Genomic DNA, 19025 nt, shown 5'->3' with positions numbered 1-19025 from the left:
GCTTTTTCATGGTGGCCACACGGTTCTGAAAACCTGTGCCCCTAGCCGAAAGCCGCCACTTCCGGCGGCAGCAGAATGGCGCTCGCCTTGTCCTTGCCGTGATATTTGTCGATCAGGGAAAACAGGATGGCCGCCGTGCGGATATCCACGATCCCGCTGACATTCTCCTGGTTGAATCGCATCTGGAAGGCTTCCACCACCCTTTCCGGTTGTTGCTCCAGATAGCCATAACCATAGGTTTGCAGCGCCTTCGCGACCTGGACCATGCTCGGCGGCGCCACGCTGAAGCGAGTCAGGTAGTCGTCAATGGTGCGCTCGTCGGGCCAGGCGCCAATGCCGGCTTCGGCAAGCCGTTTCCAGGGAAAGAACGGCCCCGGATCGATCTTGCGCCCGGGGGCGATATCCGAGTGCCCGACGATGTCCGTCGGCTGTATGTCGTACTTCCTGACCAGGTCCCGAGTCAGGCTGATCAGCAGTTCTATCTGGCGCTCGTTGTAGGGCTCGCCCAGCAACTGGCCGGTGTCCTGGTCCCAGCCCGCGTTGACGATCTCGATCCCCAGCGAGGTGTCATTCAGGTTGCTGCGGTTCTTCCACTGGCTCACTCCCGCATGCCAGGACCGGTCGTGGTCATCGACCAACTGGTCGGCCACCGGCAGGCCCTTGTAGGTCTTCGGCCGGTCGGGAATCAGGTAGTTGGCGCTGACGTGTTCCGATCGCGTCAGCGTTTCGAAGGACTGCGCCTGATCGAGCGCGGTGTAGTGCAGGACCAGGAAACGGATCCGATGGTTCTTCGCCACCGCCCTTTCGCCTTTCGAAAGGACGTAGCCCTCTTTCTCCGTAAGCCTGGCCTCGGAGGTGTCTTGGTTGCTGCTGGTACAACCGGTCATCGCCAGCAAGAGGCTTAAGACCGTGGTGTATTTCTTCATGACTTGCCCTTGAACGTTGCTTTCCTTTCCCCGCCTGGCTTGCTGCGTTGCAGGCCTGCGGAGCGGCGCATGCTAGGGACCGGGAGGAAAGACTGTCTTTAGGAAAAGTCCGAAAGTCGCTGAGAAAGTCCGACGACAGAGAGCACAGATGATGGGCCACGCAGGGCTACTGCGCCCCAAGGGGTGGGCATGCCGGGGCCGGCATGCCCGATAGTGCGGGAAAGGTCGCGGCTACTGGTGCTGGACCTGGAACATCGAGTTCACCTGGACCTGTGCCAGCATGTGTTCGGCGCCACCGCCGCGACGCATGCCGCGCACCGGGCAGGCGTCGAGGTAGTCGAGGCCGACCGCCAGTTTCAGGTGCCGTTCGGGCCGCGCCAGGCGGTTGGTCACGTCGAAGCTGTACCAGCCGTCGTCGATCCAGGCCTCCGCCCAGGCATGGCTGGCCAGGTGGCTTTCGTCTTCGGTGCACAGGTAGCCGGAGACATAACGCGCGGGAATCCCCAGGCCGCGGGCGCAGGCCAGGAACGCATGGGTGTGGTCCTGGCAGACCCCGACCCGGCCGGCGAAAGCCTCGGCCGCGGTGGTGTCCACCGTGGTCGCGCCCGGGCTGTAGACCATGTGCGCGGCCAGGGCATGCATCAGCTCGATCAGCGCCGCGCGGTCGCGCCGGGTGCCGCAGTGCTGCGCGGCAAAGGCGCCGAGGGCCGCGTCGGCCTTGGTCAGCGGGCTGCTGCGCAGGAACGGCAGCGGTGACTGGCTGTCGTGTTCCACCTCCCGGGCCTGGTCGATCTCCACCTGGCCATAGGCGCTCAGGACCAGGGCGCCATGGGGTTCGTCCATGGTCAGCACGTGCAGGATATTGCCGTAGGGATCGAGCTGGCTGCGCACCAGGCGCGGCAGTTCCAGGTGCCACTCGAGGATGTGCTGGCGCTCGCTGTTCTGCGGGGTCAGGCGCAGGAACTGGATGCTGGTGCAGACTTCGTCGGCGTAGCTGTAGGTGGTGTCGTGGCGTATGGAAAGTTTCATACAACCTCCAGATAGGATTCGTGGACGGTCTGCCCCAGGTGACGGATCTGCGCGATGAAATCGCTCAGCCACAGGTGCAAGCCCAACGCGAGGATTTCGTCGATCCCGGTGTAGCGCAGCCGCGCATTCAGCTCGGCGGCCAGGCGCTGGGCCGGACGGCCGTTGTTGCCCGGCAGGCTGGCGAGGATCTGGTCCAGCTCCTCGACGCAGGCATGCAGCGAACGTGGTACGTCGGCGCGCAACAGCAGCATCTCGGACACCTGCTCGGCCCCCGGCGCGTTGCGGTAGATCTCGTTGAACGCCTCGAACGAGGACAGGGCGCGGAGCAAGGCGCTCCACTGGTAGTAGCCGCGGGCCGAGTTGTCGCTGACCTCCTCCGACTCCTCGCCGAACATTTCGTAGCGCGCGTCAAGCAGGCGCAGGGTGTTGTCGGCCCGCTCGATAAAGGTGCCCAGGCGAATGAAGCAATAGGCGTCGTTGCGCATGATGGTGCCCGAGGTCGCGCCACGGAACAGGTGCGAACGCTCCTTGACCCATTCGCAGAAATGGCTGATGCCGTAGCGCCCCAGGCCGCTCTTGGCGATGTTGCGCATCTCCAGCCAGGTGGCGTTGATGTTTTCCCACATGTCGGCGGTGATGCGCCCGCGCACCGCGTGGGCGTTGGTCCGCGCCGCCCGCAGGCAGCAATAGATACTGCCGGGGTTGGTCTCGTCGAGGGCGAAGAAATGCAGCATGCGCTCGGTGTTCAGCTCGCCGTAACGCTGGTTGTAGTCGTCCAGGGTACCGGCGGCCAGCAGCGACATCGCCAGTTCGGCATGGCCGTCGCTACGCCCCGCCTGGGGCATCAGCGACAGCGAGTAACTGACTTCGAGCATGCGCGCCAGGTTCTCGGCGCGCTCCAGGTAACGGGACATCCAGTAGAGGTCTGCAGCGGTTCTTGAAAGCATCGGTCAATCCTCCACGACCCAGGTGTCTTTGGTGCCGCCGCCCTGCGACGAGTTCACCACCAGCGAGCCTTCACGCAAGGCCACGCGGGTCAGGCCGCCCGGCACCAGGCGGGTTTCGCTGCCCGACAGGACGAACGGACGCAGGTCGATATGCCGCGGCGCGATGCCGTTCTCGACAAAGGTCGGGCACGTCGACAGGCACAGGGTGGGTTGGGCGATATAGGCCTCGGGGCGGGCCTTGAGCCGGGCGCGGAAGTCTTCGATCTCCGCCGCGGTGGCCGCCGGCCCCACCAGCATGCCGTAGCCGCCGGAACCCTGGGTTTCCTTGACCACCAGGTCCGGCAGGTTAGCCAGTACGTGGGACAGTTCCTCGGGTTTGCGACATTGCCAGGTCGGCACGTTCTTCAGGATCGGTTCCTCGCTCAGGTAGAAGCGGATCATCTCGTCGACATAGGGGTAGATCGACTTGTCGTCCGCCACCCCGGTGCCCACAGCGTTGGCCAGCACCACGTTGCCGGAACGGTAGGCGGCGATCAGCCCGGGCACGCCGAGCATGGAATCGGGGTTGAACGACAAGGGGTCGAGGAAGGCGTCGTCGAGGCGGCGGTAGATCACGTCCACCGCCTGGGCACCGGAGGTGGTGCGCATGAATACGCGGTCGTCGCGCACGAACAGGTCGGCGCCTTCCACCAGCTCCACGCCCATCTCCCGGGCCAGGAACGCATGCTCGAAATAGGCGCTGTTGAACCGCCCCGGGGTCAGCACCACCACCGTCGGGTTGTCCAGCGGGCTGGAGCTTTTCAGGGTATCGAGCAGCAGGTTCGGGTAGTGGTCGATGGGCGCCACGCGCTGCGCGGCGAAGAGTTCGGGGAACAGGCGCATCATCATCTTGCGGTCTTCGAGCATGTAGCTCACGCCGCTGGGGGTGCGCAGGTTGTCTTCCAGCACGTAGTAGCTGCCGTCGCCGTCGCGCACCAGATCGACGCCGGAGATGTGCGAATAGATATTGCGGTGCAAATCCAGGCCGCGCATCGCCACCTGGTAACCCTCGTTGGCCAGCACCTGCTCGGCCGGGATGATGCCCTCCTTGAGAATGCGTTGCCCGTGGTAGATATCGGCCAGGAACATATTCAGGGCCTGGACCCGCTGGATGCAGCCGCGCTCGACGTTCCGCCATTCGCTGGCCTTGATGCTGCGCGGGATGATGTCGAAGGGAATCAGCCGTTCAGTGCCTTGCTCGTCACCGTACAACGTGAAGGTGATGCCAGCGCGGTGGAACAGCAGGTCGGCTTCGCGCCGACGCTGGTCCAGCAGCTCCACGGGAGTGTCCGCCAGCCAGCGGGCGAACTCCTGGTAATGTGGGCGGCAGCCACCACTCGCATCATACATTTCGTTAAAAAAAGCACGGGACATACCCCAACTCCTCGCCGTGGTTTAAACGGCTTTTTTATTTAAACTCTCTGTTTCAATAAATCGGGCCTTACGCTGTGCGATAGAAACTGTTCTGTTGAGCACCTCATTGTGCGGCTTGAATATTCCGCTCGATGCTGGCGGAAATACCCCCACTTATTGACGCCAGTTGTCTGGCGAAACTTCCCGTATGGATTTTCGGCAATGGAGCGCCCGCGATGACGTCCATTGGTTGTGGAACTCGTCACCTCCTTTTTCGTTTTAATGTGAACTTTCAATCTGAAAGTTATCCGAAACTTCAACAGCACACTTCACTGGAATCCGAAGGCTGTTTATCTGCTGTAGCAATCGCTGTGCCCAAACCCCGCCTCCTTGCGAATAAAGTCCCCAAGGGTGAAAAAACACCCGCTTGACGGCATTTTTCACTCAACCACGGGGCCCCATCCCCGGTTGACGCTGAAACGTTTTATCCGGAAAGCCGCCTGAACGGCTTTGCACAACACTGGCGCGAACGAAAAAAGTGCAGAAACTGTCGAGGAAGGTTTTTTTGCCCTGACACGGGGATTTTTGGCAAAGCAGCTGTTATCGCTTTGCACAAAGCAAGAGTTGACGCGGCCTGCCGAGAGAAAGAACAGCGCACCATTAGCGGTCCGAAAAACGCACCAACGGCGAACGAAACACCCAATAGCGCCAACTATTGGCGCAATTTCAGCTTTTCGCCAGCGCTAGTTTGTAAAAGTGTCGGACAGGATTGAACCGGGCACTTCCGACTTTGTACGGTTCGCGCCCGAAGGAATAACGTTCGCCGACGTTATCCGCTGAAGTCTTCATTCCACTTTTTATTGATTCAGTACAATCAGCCAGGATTTATCGCCGCCCTACCCCCACCACCGAACCTGTAGGAGCGCAGCTTGCTCGCGATGCAGGCACCACGGTGAATCAGGCACGCCGCCACCGCGAGCAAGCTCGCTCCTACAGGGATTCGCGGATAAATAGCTACTCGCACACAGCGTAAAATGTGTAGGAGCCAGCTTGCTGGCGATCCAGGCGCCGCGGTGGGTCAGGTACTACAAGGTTTCCAGGTGTTCGACGATGATCCGCACCGCCTCCGCCGGCGACGACAGCGAACTGTCCAGCATCAAGCGCTCGCCGCTCCAGGCCTGGTAATCGTGATCGAGCACCGACTGCCAGCTGGGTGAGCGCAACCCGGGGACATCCGTCTCACGGTTTTCCACCCGGCGCCGGTGCTCGGCGAGGTCCGTGCAGACCACCTCGATATTGAGCAGCGGGCTCTGCTCGGCCTTGGCGATGTCCTGCCAGGCCTGGCGGCTCTCGGCGACCGGATTGACGCAATCGGCCACCACCCGGTTGCCCAGGGCCAGGTTGCTGCGGGCCAGGGCATTGGCGATGTCGTACCCGGCCTTGCCGACTTCCGCCAGCCCGCCGTTGCGCAGTGCCTGCTCGATGTTGTCGATGCGCAGATAGGTGGCCCGCAGATGGCTGGCCAGGGCCCGGGCGATGGTGGTCTTGCCGCTGCCAGGCAGGCCACTGAAGACGATAAGCATGCTGAAGACTCCAAGCCAGGACTGCATTCGGAGGCTGACGGTAACGCCAGCCCTGGGGTTGATAACCGCTATGAAGCCTGGGTAACGGCCGGCCGCCCCGGTTTGGCAGTGTTCCCGACACGCCGGGCCGGGCTGTCCGGTTCTTCGAGCTGGACGTCGAACCGACTGGCGATCTCCTTGCGCCCCAGGGCGGTCAAGCCCAGCGCCCGGCTGTCCAGGTCCTGGGTCAGCCATTTGCGCCGGATCGCCTCCTGCAACAACGCCGCCCCCAGCGCCCCGCCCAGGTGCGGGCGGCGCATGCTCCAGTCCAGGCACGGGCAGGCAAAGCGCCGGCGCAGGCCGGCCAGAGCTTGCACATCGATGCCCAGCCCAACAAAAAACCCTTCGCCGGCCGGGCTCAGAACGTACTCCTGGGCGCCCTCCTGCGGCGCCTGCAACCAGCCGGCCTCGAGCAGGCGGTCATGCAGCTGCACCGCCAGGGTGCCGGCCATATGGTCGTAGCAGGTGCGGGCGAACTGCAGGCGGTCCGGGGTGCGCGGGCTGAACGCGGGCGTGGCGTTGCGGCCGATCACCATCAGCGCTTCCAGGGCCTGGGCTACGCGTTTGTCGGCGAGGCTGTAGTAACGATGGCGGCCCTGCACATGCAGGCGCACCAGGGCCAGTTCCTTGAGCTTGCCCAGGTGCGCGCTGGCGGTGGAGGTGCTGACATCGGCGATCGCCGCCAGCTCGGTGCTGGTGCGCGCGTGGCCGTCCATCAGCGCGCAGAGCATTTTCGTCCGCGCCGGCTCGGCAATGGCCGCAGCAACCTGGGATACGGCGTTGTCGTGCTGCTGTGCATTCATATTTCGCTCCCGAACGAATCGTGCCCCTCGCAGGTTGCCGATAGTAGCAACACTTCTCCCCCGCGAATAAGGCCGCCCATCATGGACCCGATCACCGCCGTCACCCACGTCGATCCCTACCCTTACTACGCCAGCCTGCGGGCCCGGGGCGGGCTGGCCTTCGACCCCGGACTGGGGATGTGGCTGGCCAGCAGCGCCGCAGCGGTGGCCGCGGTGCTGGCCCATCCCGAGTGTCGGGTACGTCCTGCGCACGAGCCAGTGCCGCGGGCGATAGTCGACGGCGCCGCCGGTCAAGTATTCGGCCGCCTGATGCGGATGAACGACGGTGAGCGCCAGCGTTGCCCCCGGGCCGCCATCGAGCCGGGCCTGCAACAGGTGCATGCCGAGGAAGTCAGCCAGCGGGTCGCCGCCCTGCTGCTGGGCCTGCCAAGCGATACCGCGGCCAGGCTGCATGACTGCCAGTTCCACCTGCCGGTGGCGGTGGTCGCCGGGCTGCTGGGCTTTGCCGCGCATCAGTTGCCAGCAATTGCCGAGCTGACCCGGGACTTTGTCGCCTGCCTGTCGCCAGCCAGCGACCGGGCACAACGGGATACCGCCCACCGGGCAGCCGGACAGCTGACTCGACGCTTTGAGGTTCTGCTCGATCAGCCGCCCGTCAGCCCACTGTTGCAACGGATCGTCGCAGGCTTCGACGCTCAAGATCGCGACAGCCTGATCGCCAACCTGATCGGCCTGTTGTCCCAGACCTTCGAAGCCAGCGCCGGGCTGATCGGCAATACCCTCTGCGCCCTGCTGGGCGATCGCCGGTTGCTCGCGGACCTGCGGGCGGCCCCTGAGCGGGTCGCCGACCTGTTGGCCGAAGTGCAGCGCCACGATCCGCCGGTGCAGAACACCCGGCGCTTCGTCGCCGCCCCTTGCAGCGTCGCCGGGGTGACGCTGGAGCCCGGCGCAGTGGTGCTGTTGCTGCTGGCCTCGGCCAATCGCGACCCGCAGTTGAACCCGCAGCCGGATCGCCTGCTGCTCGAACGCGAGGCGCGGCGCAGTTTCAGCTTTGGCAGCGGTCGCCACCAATGCCCCGGCCAAGAGTTGGCCCTGGCCACAGCCGGCGCGGTGGTCGGTGCGCTGCTGCGGCAATCGACCCTCGACCAGCCCATAACCTGGACTTACAAACCCTCGCTCAACGGGCGCATCCCCTTGTTCACTAGCCTGCCGGAGTCGCACTGATGATCGCCGTGATATTCGAAGCCCTGCCCCGCCCGGAACATCGCCAGCGTTACCTGGACATCGCCGCCGCGCTGAAACCGCTGCTGCTGGAGATCGACGGCTTCATTTCCATCGAACGTTTCCAGAGCCTGAGCGAGCCGGACAAGCTGCTGTCCCTGTCGTTCTGGCGCGACGAGCAAGCGGTGGAAGCCTGGCGCACCCTGGAACGCCATCGCACGGCCCAGGCCCTGGGGCGGACCCAGGTGTTCGCCGACTACCGGCTGCGGGTCGCCGAGGTGGCGCGCGACTACGGGCTGACCCGGCGCGAGCAGGCGCCGGCGGACAGCCGCCGGGCCCATGCCGGGTAACACTGCTGGGCGCCTATTCGACCAATGAATGGTGCTCAGAAGGTCATCGGGCTTCTGCTAGGGTCATGCCTGGACCCGGGAGGACAGGATCATGAGCCAGATCACCCAACATGCCCTGAAGCTCAATGGCATCGAATTGCACCTGAATGCCGCCGGCCCGCTGGACGGACCGCCGGTGTGGCTGCTGCATGGGTTTCCCGAGTGCTGGTATTCGTGGCGCCGGCAGGTCGCGCCGCTGACGGCCGCCGGCTACCGGGTGCTGATCCCGCAGATGCGCGGCTACGGCGACAGCAGCGCCCCCGAGGAGGTGGCGGCCTATGACGTGCTGACCCTGTGCGCCGATATCCAGCAGGCGATGGATGCCCTGGGCCAGGAGCAGGCCTGCATCGTCGGTCACGACTGGGGCGCGGTGGTGGCCTGGCACCTGGCGCTGCTGGAGCCGCAGCGGGTCAAGGCCCTGGTGACCCTGTCGGTGCCGTTCGCCGGCCGCCCGAAACGCCCGGCCGTGGAGATCATGCGCGAGCTGTTCGCCGAGCGTTTCAACTACATCCTGTACTTCCAGGAACCCGGCATCGCCGAGCGGGAACTGGACGCCGACATCGACCGCAGCCTGCTGCATTTCATGCACGACTGCGAACACCTGCTGGATGAAAAAAGCCCGTCGGCCCAGCTGTTCGAGGGCATGCCTGCGCGCCACGCACCGCCCGCCTGGTGCACGCCGGAGGATTTTGCGGTGTACCGGCGCACCTTTGCAGGGCGAGGTTTTCGCGGCGCCTTGAACTGGTACCGCAACTTCGAGCGCAACTGGCAACGGACCGAACACCTGGGCGAATGCCAGGTGAGCCAACCCACCCTGTTCATGATCGGCGACCGCGACCCGGTGGGCCAGCTGGAAGCCCGCACGATGGAGCGCATGCCCGGCAAGGTGCCGCGCCTGGAACAGCATCGGCTGGCGGATTGCGGGCACTGGATCCAGAGCGAAAAAGCCGCAGAGGTCAATCTGCGGTTACTGGACTTTCTTGGGAGAAACTACCCCTGCCCGCCTACGGTGCAGACAGGGGCCTAGTGTTACAGGCTGCGATATTCGAGGGTGAGGTGCGACAGTTCGTGGACCGGCGCCAGGCGCTGGCGGATGGTTTCGGCGCTGACACCAGCGGCCGCCACCACACTGACAATCGCCGCCCGCGCCTGCGGGCCGACCTGCCACACATGCAGGTCGGTGATACGCGCATCGCCGGCGGCTTCCACCGACTGGCGAATCTCGCCGGCCAGCTGTTCGTCCGTGGTGTCGAGCAGCACCGCCGCGCTGGACTTCATCAGGCTATACGCCCAACGGGCGATCACCACCGCGCCAACGATGCCCATCACCGGGTCGAGCCAGACCCATCCCAGGTAACGCCCCGCCAGCAACGCGGCGATGGCCAGGACCGACGTCAGGGCATCGGCCAGTACATGGACGTAGGCCGAGCGCAGGTTGTTGTCGTGGTGATGGCCGTGCCCGTGTGAATGCTCGTGCGGATGCTCATGAGCCTGCTGATGAACGTGGTCGTGGCCGTGATGGGCGTGGCCGCCGGAAAGCAGCAAGGCACTGACGATGTTCACCAGCAGCCCGGCCACGGCGATCACGGTCGCCTCGGTGAAGGCCACCTGGGTCGGCTGCAACAGCCGCAGCAACGACTCGCCGGCAATGCCGATGGCCACCAGGCCGAGGATCAGCGCCGAGGCGAACCCCGCCAGGTCGCCGACCTTGCCGGTGCCGAAGCTGAAACGCGCATTGTCGGCATTGCGCCGGGCAAAACCGTAGGCCGCCGCCGCGATGCCCAGGGCCCCGGCGTGGGTCGCCATATGGAAACCATCGGCGAGCAAGGCCATGGAACCGGTGAGATAACCGGCGGCGATTTCGCCAATCATCATGACGAAGGTCAGCACCACCACCCACAGGGTGCGACGGGCGTTTTCATCGTGGGCGGCACCGAGGAAGTGGTGGTCGTGGGTCAAGCCTGCCGCTGGCAAGGTCGGGCGCATGGTGTGGCCTCCAGTCAGGAATAACGGCGAATGGCTTCGAGCAGTTCGTTCACGCCCTTGGCCCGTTCGGCATCGCTGAGTTCAGGATGGGCCACATGCTCCAGGGCATGGGCCTCGATGATTTCCCCCATCAGGCCGTTGATCGCGCCACGGGTGGCCGCCACCAGGTGCAGGGTCTTGGCGCACTCCGCGCCGGACTCCAGGGCCCGCTCCACGGCCTGCATCTGGCCCTGGATGCGCCGGACCCGTTTGAGCAGATCGTCTTTCTGTGCGTGCGTGTGCGACATACCCATACCCCCTATACCTATAGGGCACCTATCCTGGCCGATGCCACGGGCCTACGCAAGGGCTTGATGACACCGGTCGTCCGCCACAGCCTATCGATCAGCCACGGCCCAGCCCCGCCAGGCGAAGCACGGAGACACGATTTCAAAGAGGGATTTACCGAGGAAGACCGTGAAGGCAGCCAGATCAGACAGCGCCTCGACCTGGCCAGTACGCGGGATCAATCGTCGCGGGTCAGGACTTCCAGCAGCTCGATCTCGAACACCAGGTTGGCATTCGGCGGAATCTTGCCCATCGACCGCTCGCCGTAACCCAGGTGCGCCGGCACCAAGAGCTTGCGCTTGCCGCCGACCTGCATGCCCATCAGGCCCTGGTCCCAGCCTTTAATTACCCGTCCGGTGCCGATCACGCACTGGAAAGGCTTGCCGCGCTCCCAGGATGAATCGAAGGGCGTGCCGTCTTCCAGGAAACCGCGGTACTGGGTGGTGATCAAGGCGCCCTTGACCGCCGCCTTGCCCTCGCCCACTTCGATATCGATCACCTGCAACTGGTCGCTCATCCACTCACTCTCTGACTGATGGCAGCCGGCAGTGGCCACCGAAGGTGCGGAAAATAGCAAATTTTCGGCCTCGCGACTCGTAAGGCATGCTCCTGGAGGGGGCTGAGGCAGGGCACATTATCGATGCCTCCTGACCCAGCCACCATTTTTCAGATTGTCCCTACAGACCCTCCATAGCCAAATCCAATAGCGTCCCTAAGCCAACTGCGAATGCTCTTCGCTCCCCCTCTGACGGGGGCTTCTTTATGGACAATGTGGACGCGAACACGGATGAGTGGCTACGTACCGAACACCCCGAAGGGCTATCGCAACAAGGGTATAGAGCCCGTCGATCTGGGCGCCCAACGCTGGGCGCAATACCCGGACCTGCCACCGAAGGCAGAAGCCAAACCCCAGACAGCTGGGTGCACTTTTACCAAGCCCTGCAAGCTCCCAGATGGGGTTATCAACTACGCAACTCGTGTCATCCCCACCAATGCCATCAGCGAATACGGGCAGCTCGTTTTGCTGGGCGGACGCGAAACGGATGCAACAGGGAAAATCCCTCTCCAGCAAATCAGTGGTCACGCGTTACCTGCTGCACTTGGAACACTTCTATTAGGTGGAGTGGCTGCTACTGCTGGTGCTGCTACAGGGGTTGGCACTGGAGCCGGTGCTGGAATCAGCACGGGTACTGCGGCAACGGGCGCGAGTGCAGGTGCCACGTTTTTTACCACGGGTGTTATTGCAGGTGGATTGGCGGGCATAGCCGCGTTGCTCTGGCCATCGAGCTTGGGCGACAGCAGCCTGTACACAACCGAACAGCTCAAAGCGCTCAAGGAAGGCCGCACACGTGTCCGGTTGCATGTGGAACAGCAGGCCGACGGTACGCTGAAAGGCTACGGATACAACACTGAGAAGCGCAGCGACTGGGAAATGATCCCTGTTGCCCGGTTCGAGACTCAGGGCTCTCAGCAGGTGGCCGATTTCGGAGACGGGATCACCCTGACCTGGACACCAGCCATTGACCCGTCCAGTGCTTCGGGGATCCCTCCATTAGAGGCAGCACCACAGGCTCCCCACATCTGGATTTATCCGCCCACCGAACAGGCGGATAGCATCATCGTCAATCCGATCTACCCGCCCGAGTACAAAGACTTCATCCTGGTCTTCCCGCCAGGGTCCGGGATTCAGCCTCTGTACATCGTGTTCAACATTCAGTTGGAGAAGAACAGGAAGCAGGGCAAGGCGTTTGAAGATGCCAAATATGATGAGCTCAGCCAGACTCAACCCGAGCTTGGCCGAGAGGTGACGATCAAGACCAAAAGCGGAGCCCGTACAAGGCTCGACATGCTGGGGCGTGATGCTGATGGCAAACTTTCCTGTATCGAGTGCAAATCATCAGACACAGCACCACTGACCAAGAACCAGAAAGTTGCTTTCCCTGAAATCCAAGAAAGTGGTGCAATAGTTGTAGGCAAAGGGAAGCCGGGGTTCCCCGGTGGTACTGAAATCCCACCAACCAAAGTCGAAATTATTCGACCAAAGCCCTGAGGGAACAGACATGTCTATTACGAATCCGCAGGTAATCGATATCTGGGTCATCCCCACCTGGGAGCCCAATAACATTGTGCTGATTATCTCTGACCACCTTGAATGGGGCGATAAAGCCCAACAAGGCGAACATCTGCAACTACTACAAGACAAGATCAACACATATGTTGCTTTCATTGAGAGCGGGGAAATCTACACTGAGATTCCCGGTGCACTTGGTAAGTCCCCCATCATTCGCATCAATGGACTGCATGAACTACCAGAGCAAGGTGAGCTCTTCATTGATCGTGCTACTGAGGTGCTGAAAGAGGTTGGTATTGGACTAGAGTTCGTGCTTGATGAAAACGAGACAATACGCAGCATGTGAACAAGGGCCACGCCCAAATGAAAGACAGCGGCACCAATGTCGATCGGTTGAAAGAGTGCCAATGGGATCTGGCAAAGCCCTGATCCCCCACTCCCCCCTCAAGACCGCTTGAACAAACTCCAGACAAACGCCACCACCCCACCCACGGTCGCCGCTGCCGCCAGCCAGCCCACCACCGACAACCCCTGCCAGGCCGGGCCGGCCGCGGCGATTTGTGGGCCGAAGGCGATCAGCAGCGCGCTGATCAGCAGGGCCAGGGATAAGCGGGTGGAGGCCAGGCGCAGGGATTTTTCCAGGCGCTCGATGCCCGGCATGTCGAGGCGCAGGTCGACCACGCCGTGTTTCAGGCGGTTGATCAGCAGGCGGGTCAGTTGCGGCAGTTCGACGGCGACGCCGCGGCCCAGCTCCAGGCCGTCGAGGCCCAGGCGGCGGGCGAGTTTCCAGCTGAACTGCTGCTTGAGCATCTTGCTGATGGCCGGGCGCGCGGTGGCTATCAGGTCCAGTTGCGGGTCGAGCCGGGTGAGTACGCCATCGGCGGTGATCAGCGCCTTGAACAGCACCAGCAGGTCGGCCGGCAACAGCAGTTGGTATTCGCGCATCAGGCCGAGGAAGTCCTCGATCATCGCACTCATGTTCAGTGCCTTGCCGCCGTGTCGGCCCATGAATTCCCGGGCGGCCTGTTCGATGGCGGACAGGTCGCGCACCTGCTCGCCGCTCCAGTCGATCAGCACCGCCACCAGCGCTTCGGTACTGCCTTCGGTCATGGCCCGCATGAAGCTCATGACCTCCAGGCGCCGGCGTTCGTCGAGGCGCCCGACCATGCCGAAGTCGATGAAGCCGACCCGATTGTCATCCATGGCCCGCAGGTTGCCGGGGTGCGGATCGCCGTGGAACAGGCCGTCCTCCAGCAGCATCTTGATGAACGCCTGGGCCCCGCGCTGCGCCAGCAGGCTCGGGTCCAGGCCCTGCTCGATCAGGGCCTGGCGTTCCAGCGGCGTGTGACTGGGTAAAAATTCCTGGACCAGCAGACGCTCGCTGCTGTGCAGCCAGTGGATACGCGCAATGGCGATCTGCGGATGCTCGGCGAAATTCGCCGCCACTGCGTCGCAGTGCCGCCCCTCGTGGGTGAAGTCCAGTTCTTCGAGCATCGCCCGGGCCAGTTGCCGGACCATCTGCCGCGGCTGGTAATGGGCCAGGGACGCGTTCTCTTCCACCAGCATCGCCACGCCTTCCAGCAATTGCAGGTCGGCGCTCATCTTGCGCCGCAGGCCGGGGCGCTGCACCTTGACCACCACCGCCTCGCCACTGAGCAGGCGCGCGCGATAAACCTGGGCGATGGAGGCCGCGGCCAGGGGCTCGCTGTCGAACTCGGCGAACACCTGGTCCAGCTCGCAGCCCAGGTCGTCGCGCACCTGATCTTCCAGCTCGCTCCAGGGCAGGGTCGCGGCACTGCTGTGCAACGCCTCCAGCTCGCTGATCCAGTGCGGCGGCAGGATGTCGCTGCGGCTGGCGAGGATCTGCCCGAGCTTGATAAAGGTCGGCCCGAGTTTCTCCAGGGCCAGGCGCACCCGTTGCGGCGTCGAGCCCTGTGGCTGCGCTTCACCAGCGGCTGGCGACTCGCCCAACAGGCGCCCCAGGCCCAGGCGCAGTAAAACGTCCTGGGCACCGAAGGCCGCCAGCACGGCGACAATCTGGTGCACCCGCTTATGGTGTTTGAGTGCCGTCCAGGTGGGTTCGAGCATGGTCGGGATGATCCTTCACAAGGTGACGCCCGCGGCGTGGCTGGCGGGCCCAGGGTTGGGTGGCGCGCCTGCCGCGAACTCCGGGATCGACGACACGCCATGCAAGGTCCGACCACAGCGGCCGGCAATCATTCACAACGCGCTGGCGCCGATTGCGCCTGCGCGTGCGAGGCGCTGCCGAAGAGCGCAGGTCGACGGTTACCCATGGCTGCGCCCGCCATGAATTCGGTTACCATGGCGCCCCCCTGAAATCCGCACGCCGATAAGGACATCCGTATGGCTGTTTCAACTATTGTGATTCTGCTCGTTCTGGCCCTGCTGGTGATCTACGTCATCACCGTCTACAACGGCCTGGTGGCCCGCCGGAACCGCTTCAAGAACGCCTTTGCGCAGATCGAAGTCCAGCTCAAGCGCCGTTACGACCTGATCCCCAACCTGGTGGAAACCGCCAAGGCCTACCTCAAGCACGAGCGCGACACCCTCGAAGCCGTGACCGCGGCGCGCAATGCCGCGCTGGCGGGTCTCAAGGCCGTCGCGGCCGAGCCCGGCAACCCGCAGCACATGGCGCAACTGGGCCAGGCCGAAGGCGTACTGTCCAGCGCCATGGGCCGGCTGAATGTGAGCATGGAGGCCTACCCGGACCTCAAGGCGTCGCAGAACATGCAACAGCTGAGCGAAGAGCTGACCAGCACCGAAAACAAAGTGTCCTTTGCCCGCCAGGCCTTCAACGACACGGTGATGGATTACAACAGCTACAAGCAGAGTTTCCCGCCGGTGATCCTGGCCGGCCTGTTCGGCCATGGCGCCGATGCCAGCCTGCTGCAATTCGCCGACAGCGCCCTGATCCAGGAAGCCCCCAAGGTCGCGTTCTAACCCTCTGTCACCCTGGATGGTCCGATGAATTTTTTTGAACACCAGGCCCGGGCCAAACGGCGTACCGGCACCCTGGTGCTGCTGATGATCCTGGCCGTGCTGTGTCTGGTGGCTGTCACCAGCCTGGCGCTGAATCTGCTCTGGCTGCAATTTCTCAAGGAGATGAAGCAGTCGCCGAGCTTCGACTGGCACCTGACGGCGATGATCGCCGCGGTGGTGTTCCTGGTGGTGATCGGCAGCAGCATGGGCAAGCACGCCGAACTCAAGGCCGGCGGCAAGGTGGTCGCCAAGCGCCTGGGTGGCCGGCTGATCAACCTGCACCCGGACGGCCTGGAAGAACAACGGCTGCTCAATGTGGTCGAGGAAATGGCCCTGGCCTCGGGCACGCCGGTGCCACAGGTGTACGTGCTGCCCGATGCCGGGATCAATGCGTTCGCCGCCGGCTTCACGCCACAAGAAGCAGTGATCGGGGTCACCCGCGGCGCCATCATGGTGCTCAACCGCGAGGAACTGCAGGCGGTGATCGCCCATGAGTTCAGCCACATCTACAACGGCGACATGCGCCTCAACACCCGGCTGGTGGCGATTGTCCACGGCATCCTGGTCATCGGCCTGACCGGCGAGGCGATGGCCGAAGGGGTCAACCAGGCTGGCCGGCTGGCGCAAAACCGGGTCGGCGGGCTGGCGATGTGGAGTGGCCTGGCGCTGATCCTGCTGGGCTCGGTCGGGACTTTTTTCGGCAACCTGATCAAGGGCGCCATCAGCCGCGAGCGCGAGTTCCTCGCCGATGCCTCGGCGGTGCAGTTCACCCGCAACCCGGCCGGCCTGGCCGGTGCGCTGAAAAAAATCGGCGGTTACGCCGCCAGTTCGAAACTCGACAGCGCCTTCAGCGCTGAATACAGCCACCTGTATTTCAGTGAAGGGGCCACCCTCTCCGTCTACGGCCAGTCTGCGACCCATCCGCCCCTCTCGGCGCGGATCCGGCGCCTGGAACCCGGCTGGGACGGCCGCTTGCCCACCATCGAAGCCATCGAACTGCCGGCCGAACCCGCCCGCTCCGGCCTGGACAGCTCCGGGGTGTTCAGCCGCCAGTCGCAAGCGACCAGCGCCCTGGTGTTCGACCTGAATGCGATCAAGCAGTCGATTGCCAGCATCGGCAGCCCGAACGCGCAACATCTGCTGGCGGCCCAGGCAACGCTGGTCAGCCTCGACCCGGCGCTCCAGCGCAGCGCCCACAGCACCACTGGCGCCCAGGCGCTGGTCTATGGCCTGCTGCTGTCCGCCAACGATTCGATGCGCCGCCGACAACTCGCGCAGCTGGACGCCAACAGCCCCACCGAGGTCTTTGGTTGCCTGCAAGCCCTGCAAAAACAACTGGCGGCCCTCGACCCGAACCTGCGCCTGCCGCTGCTGGACCTGTCGATACCGGCCCTGCAGCAGCTGGACAAGCAAGCCTGCAAGCTGTTCATGGACAACCTGCGGCAACTGATCGACGCCGACGATCAGGTCGAGCTGCTGGAGTGGACGCTGCTGCGCATCGTGCAACGCAATGTCGAAGGCCTGCCGGCACCCGAGTACAAATGGGGGCTGTTCCAGCGCAGCGAAGAACTGGCGGTCCTGCTCGGCGCCCTGGCCAGTGCCGGGCAAAAGACCGCGCAGCAGGCCCAACTGGCCCTGGCCCATGCCTGGAGCGGCCTGCCCTTCGCCCAGCCGCAACCGGCGGAGGTCGACCTCGAACACCTGGATGCCGCCCTGGTGCGCCTGCGCCAGTTGATGCCCGAGGAACGGCCGACGCTGCTGCAGGCCATGGCCCGCTGCGTCTGCTACGACGGCCAGGTCACCGTGGCCGAAGCCGAGCTGATGCGCGCCGTGGCCGATGTGCTGGATTGCCCGATGCCGCCGCTGCTGCCCCCGGCAGTCGCCGAGCCCGCGCCTTCCCAGGCATCTGCCAGCGCCCCCCAGGCCGCCACGCTCTGAGCCACGACCCGCGCCCCCTGCCCAGCGGCTGACGCCAGCCCGGGCAGGCGTCGCGATCCTTACCAGAGCGAGACCTCGTAGGTGAAATAGAGGCGATTGCTGTCGCGCCCCCGGGCGAAGTCGGAGCGGTACACATAGTTGCGCAGCTTCACCCCCAGGCCCTTGAAGCGGCCTTGCTGCACCACATAGGCCAGTTCGGCATCGCGTTCCCATTCCTTGATCGCCGAGTTTGACCGGCCATCGCTGCCGCTCAGGTAGCGGGTGGAAAACGCCAGCCCCGGCACCCCGAGCCCGGCAAAGTTGTAGCCGTAGCCGAGCATCCAGGTTTTCTCGTCCTCCTCGATGAACTTGCCAATGCCCACGTTGCTGAACGAGTACACCGTGGCGCCGCTGATATAAGGCAAGCCGGCATCACCGCTGAGCACCTGATAGCCGCCACTCAAGGTATGGCCGGCCACGGCATAGGACAGCAGGCCGCTGAGCATATCGTTGTCGATGTTGCCGCCGTAGGCCGAACCGCTGTCGCTGCTGTGGAAGTAACGCAAGTCACTGGTCAGCACGCCGGCGCCCAGCTTCAGGTCGTGCTGGAGACCGGCGAAGTGCTGCCGGTAGAAGTGCTCGAGCTCGCCGTAGAAGTAGCTCAGGCGCAAGTCTTTGCCGAGCTTGTAGTCGGCTCCGGCATAGGTGAAGTCCCCGGACTTGTCGCCGGCATAACCGTCCGCCACGATCGGCACGCTGTCGCTGGAATCGCGCAGCTTGAAGCGATCCAGCCGGCCGGCGGTGAGCGTCAGGTTGTCGATGTCGCTGCTGGTGAGCTGCGTGCCCTGGTAGGTCTGCGGCAACAGTCGCGCGTCGTTGTAGATCAGCACCGGGTTCCTCGGTAGCAAGGTGCCGTGCTTGAGCGTGGTCCCGGCCAGCCTGGCCTTGGCCGTGACACCGGCACTGGCGAACGCGTCGGCGGCGCGACCGTCGTCATGCACCGGCAGCAAGCCGGTACCGCTGCGGCCCCGCCCCGAGTCGAGCTTGACCCCGAGCAGGGCCAGCCCGTCGATACCCAGGCCGAGGGTGCCGGGGGTGAAACCCGACTGGAAATCCAGCAGCAGGCCCTGGGCCCACTCCGTGCGCTCGCTCTTGGCCGTGCGTGCCGCCCGGGCGCTCAGGCCATGCTCGTCACGGAAGTTCTCATTGAAGTAAACATTGCGCAGTTGCAGCTTGAGCGTGCTGTCGTCGCCAAAGCCTGCCGCGCCGACGGTCGTCAGCGGCAACAGGGCGACCAGAGGAAACCACGCCCCAGGGGTGATCGAACGGCTCATATCGGACTACTCATTGTTGTTATTCAAGTTGTTGTTATTCGAGTTGTTGTTTTTTTAAGGT

Annotated in this window: 18 protein-coding genes; 7 read left to right on the top strand and 11 right to left on the bottom strand. The window is 63.9% G+C overall.

Annotated features, from left to right (window positions below; all coding sequences use genetic code 11):
- Positions 1-41: 41 nt before the first annotated feature.
- From J4E58_RS16450 to J4E58_RS16425, 6 genes are all read right to left on the bottom strand, one after another.
- Positions 42-926 (bottom strand): N-acetylmuramoyl-L-alanine amidase, encoded by an 885-nt coding sequence (locus J4E58_RS16450; protein ID WP_087088054.1) that lies wholly within the window; start codon positions 924-926, stop codon positions 42-44.
- Between the two features lie 231 nt (positions 927-1157).
- Positions 1158-1955, bottom strand: coding sequence for a transglutaminase family protein (locus tag J4E58_RS16445; protein ID WP_087088056.1), 798 nt, complete (start codon positions 1953-1955; stop codon positions 1158-1160).
- Positions 1952-2902 (bottom strand): alpha-E domain-containing protein, encoded by a 951-nt coding sequence (locus tag J4E58_RS16440; RefSeq protein ID WP_087088058.1) that lies wholly within the window; start codon positions 2900-2902, stop codon positions 1952-1954. Before J4E58_RS16440 ends, J4E58_RS16445 begins: the two co-directional genes overlap by 4 nt.
- Positions 2903-2905: 3 nt before the next feature.
- Positions 2906-4315: a circularly permuted type 2 ATP-grasp protein gene (locus tag J4E58_RS16435; protein WP_009043313.1), complete on the bottom strand. Its 1410-nt coding sequence runs from the start codon at positions 4313-4315 to the stop codon at positions 2906-2908.
- Positions 4316-5379: 1064 nt separating this feature from the next.
- Positions 5380-5877 (bottom strand): AAA family ATPase, encoded by a 498-nt coding sequence (locus J4E58_RS16430; protein WP_087088060.1) that lies wholly within the window; start codon positions 5875-5877, stop codon positions 5380-5382.
- A 68-nt stretch (positions 5878-5945) separates the two neighbouring features.
- On the bottom strand, positions 5946-6719 hold the full coding sequence (locus tag J4E58_RS16425; RefSeq protein WP_087088062.1) for a helix-turn-helix transcriptional regulator: 774 nt from the start codon (positions 6717-6719) through the stop codon (positions 5946-5948).
- A gap of 81 nt (positions 6720-6800) precedes the next feature.
- Here J4E58_RS16425 and J4E58_RS16420 point away from each other — a divergent pair, with 81 nt between their 5' ends.
- From J4E58_RS16420 to J4E58_RS16410, 3 genes are all read left to right on the top strand, one after another.
- Positions 6801-7943, top strand: coding sequence for a cytochrome P450 (locus tag J4E58_RS16420; RefSeq protein ID WP_087088064.1), 1143 nt, complete (start codon positions 6801-6803; stop codon positions 7941-7943).
- Complete coding sequence (locus J4E58_RS16415; RefSeq protein ID WP_087088066.1) at positions 7943-8290, top strand: antibiotic biosynthesis monooxygenase; 348 nt, start codon at positions 7943-7945, stop codon at positions 8288-8290. The genes J4E58_RS16420 and J4E58_RS16415 overlap by 1 nt, the downstream gene beginning before the upstream one ends.
- A gap of 91 nt (positions 8291-8381) precedes the next feature.
- On the top strand, positions 8382-9356 hold the full coding sequence (locus J4E58_RS16410; protein ID WP_087088068.1) for an alpha/beta fold hydrolase: 975 nt from the start codon (positions 8382-8384) through the stop codon (positions 9354-9356).
- A 2-nt stretch (positions 9357-9358) separates the two neighbouring features.
- Here J4E58_RS16410 and dmeF read toward each other — a convergent pair whose 3' ends face one another.
- The 3 genes from dmeF to J4E58_RS16395 form a co-directional block, all read right to left on the bottom strand.
- Entirely contained in the window at positions 9359-10315 is a 957-nt protein-coding gene (dmeF, locus tag J4E58_RS16405; RefSeq protein WP_087088070.1) for a CDF family Co(II)/Ni(II) efflux transporter DmeF, read from the bottom strand.
- A 14-nt stretch (positions 10316-10329) separates the two neighbouring features.
- Positions 10330-10602, bottom strand: coding sequence for a metal/formaldehyde-sensitive transcriptional repressor (locus tag J4E58_RS16400; RefSeq protein ID WP_053260665.1), 273 nt, complete (start codon positions 10600-10602; stop codon positions 10330-10332).
- A 218-nt stretch (positions 10603-10820) separates the two neighbouring features.
- Positions 10821-11159 carry an FKBP-type peptidyl-prolyl cis-trans isomerase gene (locus J4E58_RS16395; RefSeq protein WP_087088072.1) on the bottom strand — a complete coding sequence of 113 codons (339 nt, stop codon included), beginning with the start codon at positions 11157-11159 and terminating at the stop codon, positions 10821-10823.
- Between the two features lie 270 nt (positions 11160-11429).
- Between J4E58_RS16395 and J4E58_RS16390 the strand changes: the two genes are divergently transcribed.
- Together J4E58_RS16390 and J4E58_RS16385 are read left to right on the top strand one after the other, a co-directional pair.
- Complete coding sequence (locus J4E58_RS16390; RefSeq protein WP_172963061.1) at positions 11430-12692, top strand: S-type pyocin domain-containing protein; 1263 nt, start codon at positions 11430-11432, stop codon at positions 12690-12692.
- Positions 12693-12702: 10 nt separating this feature from the next.
- Positions 12703-13059 carry a DUF6572 domain-containing protein gene (locus tag J4E58_RS16385; RefSeq protein WP_087088076.1) on the top strand — a complete coding sequence of 119 codons (357 nt, stop codon included), beginning with the start codon at positions 12703-12705 and terminating at the stop codon, positions 13057-13059.
- Positions 13060-13157: 98 nt separating this feature from the next.
- Here the strand turns inward: J4E58_RS16385 and J4E58_RS16380 are convergent, their stop codons facing one another.
- Entirely contained in the window at positions 13158-14801 is a 1644-nt protein-coding gene (locus tag J4E58_RS16380) for an AarF/ABC1/UbiB kinase family protein (RefSeq protein ID WP_087088078.1), read from the bottom strand.
- 276 nt (positions 14802-15077) lie between these two features.
- Here J4E58_RS16380 and J4E58_RS16375 point away from each other — a divergent pair, with 276 nt between their 5' ends.
- Entirely contained in the window at positions 15078-15674 is a 597-nt protein-coding gene (locus J4E58_RS16375) for a LemA family protein (RefSeq protein WP_087088080.1), read from the top strand.
- A gap of 24 nt (positions 15675-15698) precedes the next feature.
- Entirely contained in the window at positions 15699-17651 is a 1953-nt protein-coding gene (locus J4E58_RS16370) for a M48 family metallopeptidase (RefSeq protein ID WP_087088082.1), read from the top strand.
- A 59-nt stretch (positions 17652-17710) separates the two neighbouring features.
- On the opposite strand, the gene J4E58_RS16365 is transcribed toward J4E58_RS16370, so the two are convergent.
- On the bottom strand, positions 17711-18964 hold the full coding sequence (locus tag J4E58_RS16365) for an OprD family porin (protein ID WP_087088084.1): 1254 nt from the start codon (positions 18962-18964) through the stop codon (positions 17711-17713).
- Between the last annotated feature and the right edge of the window lie 61 nt (positions 18965-19025).

The organism is Pseudomonas sp. FW305-25, from assembly GCF_017351415.1.
Lineage (GTDB): Bacteria > Pseudomonadota > Gammaproteobacteria > Pseudomonadales > Pseudomonadaceae > Aquipseudomonas > Aquipseudomonas chlororaphis.
This window is presented reverse-complemented; position numbering and strand designations above follow the sequence as displayed.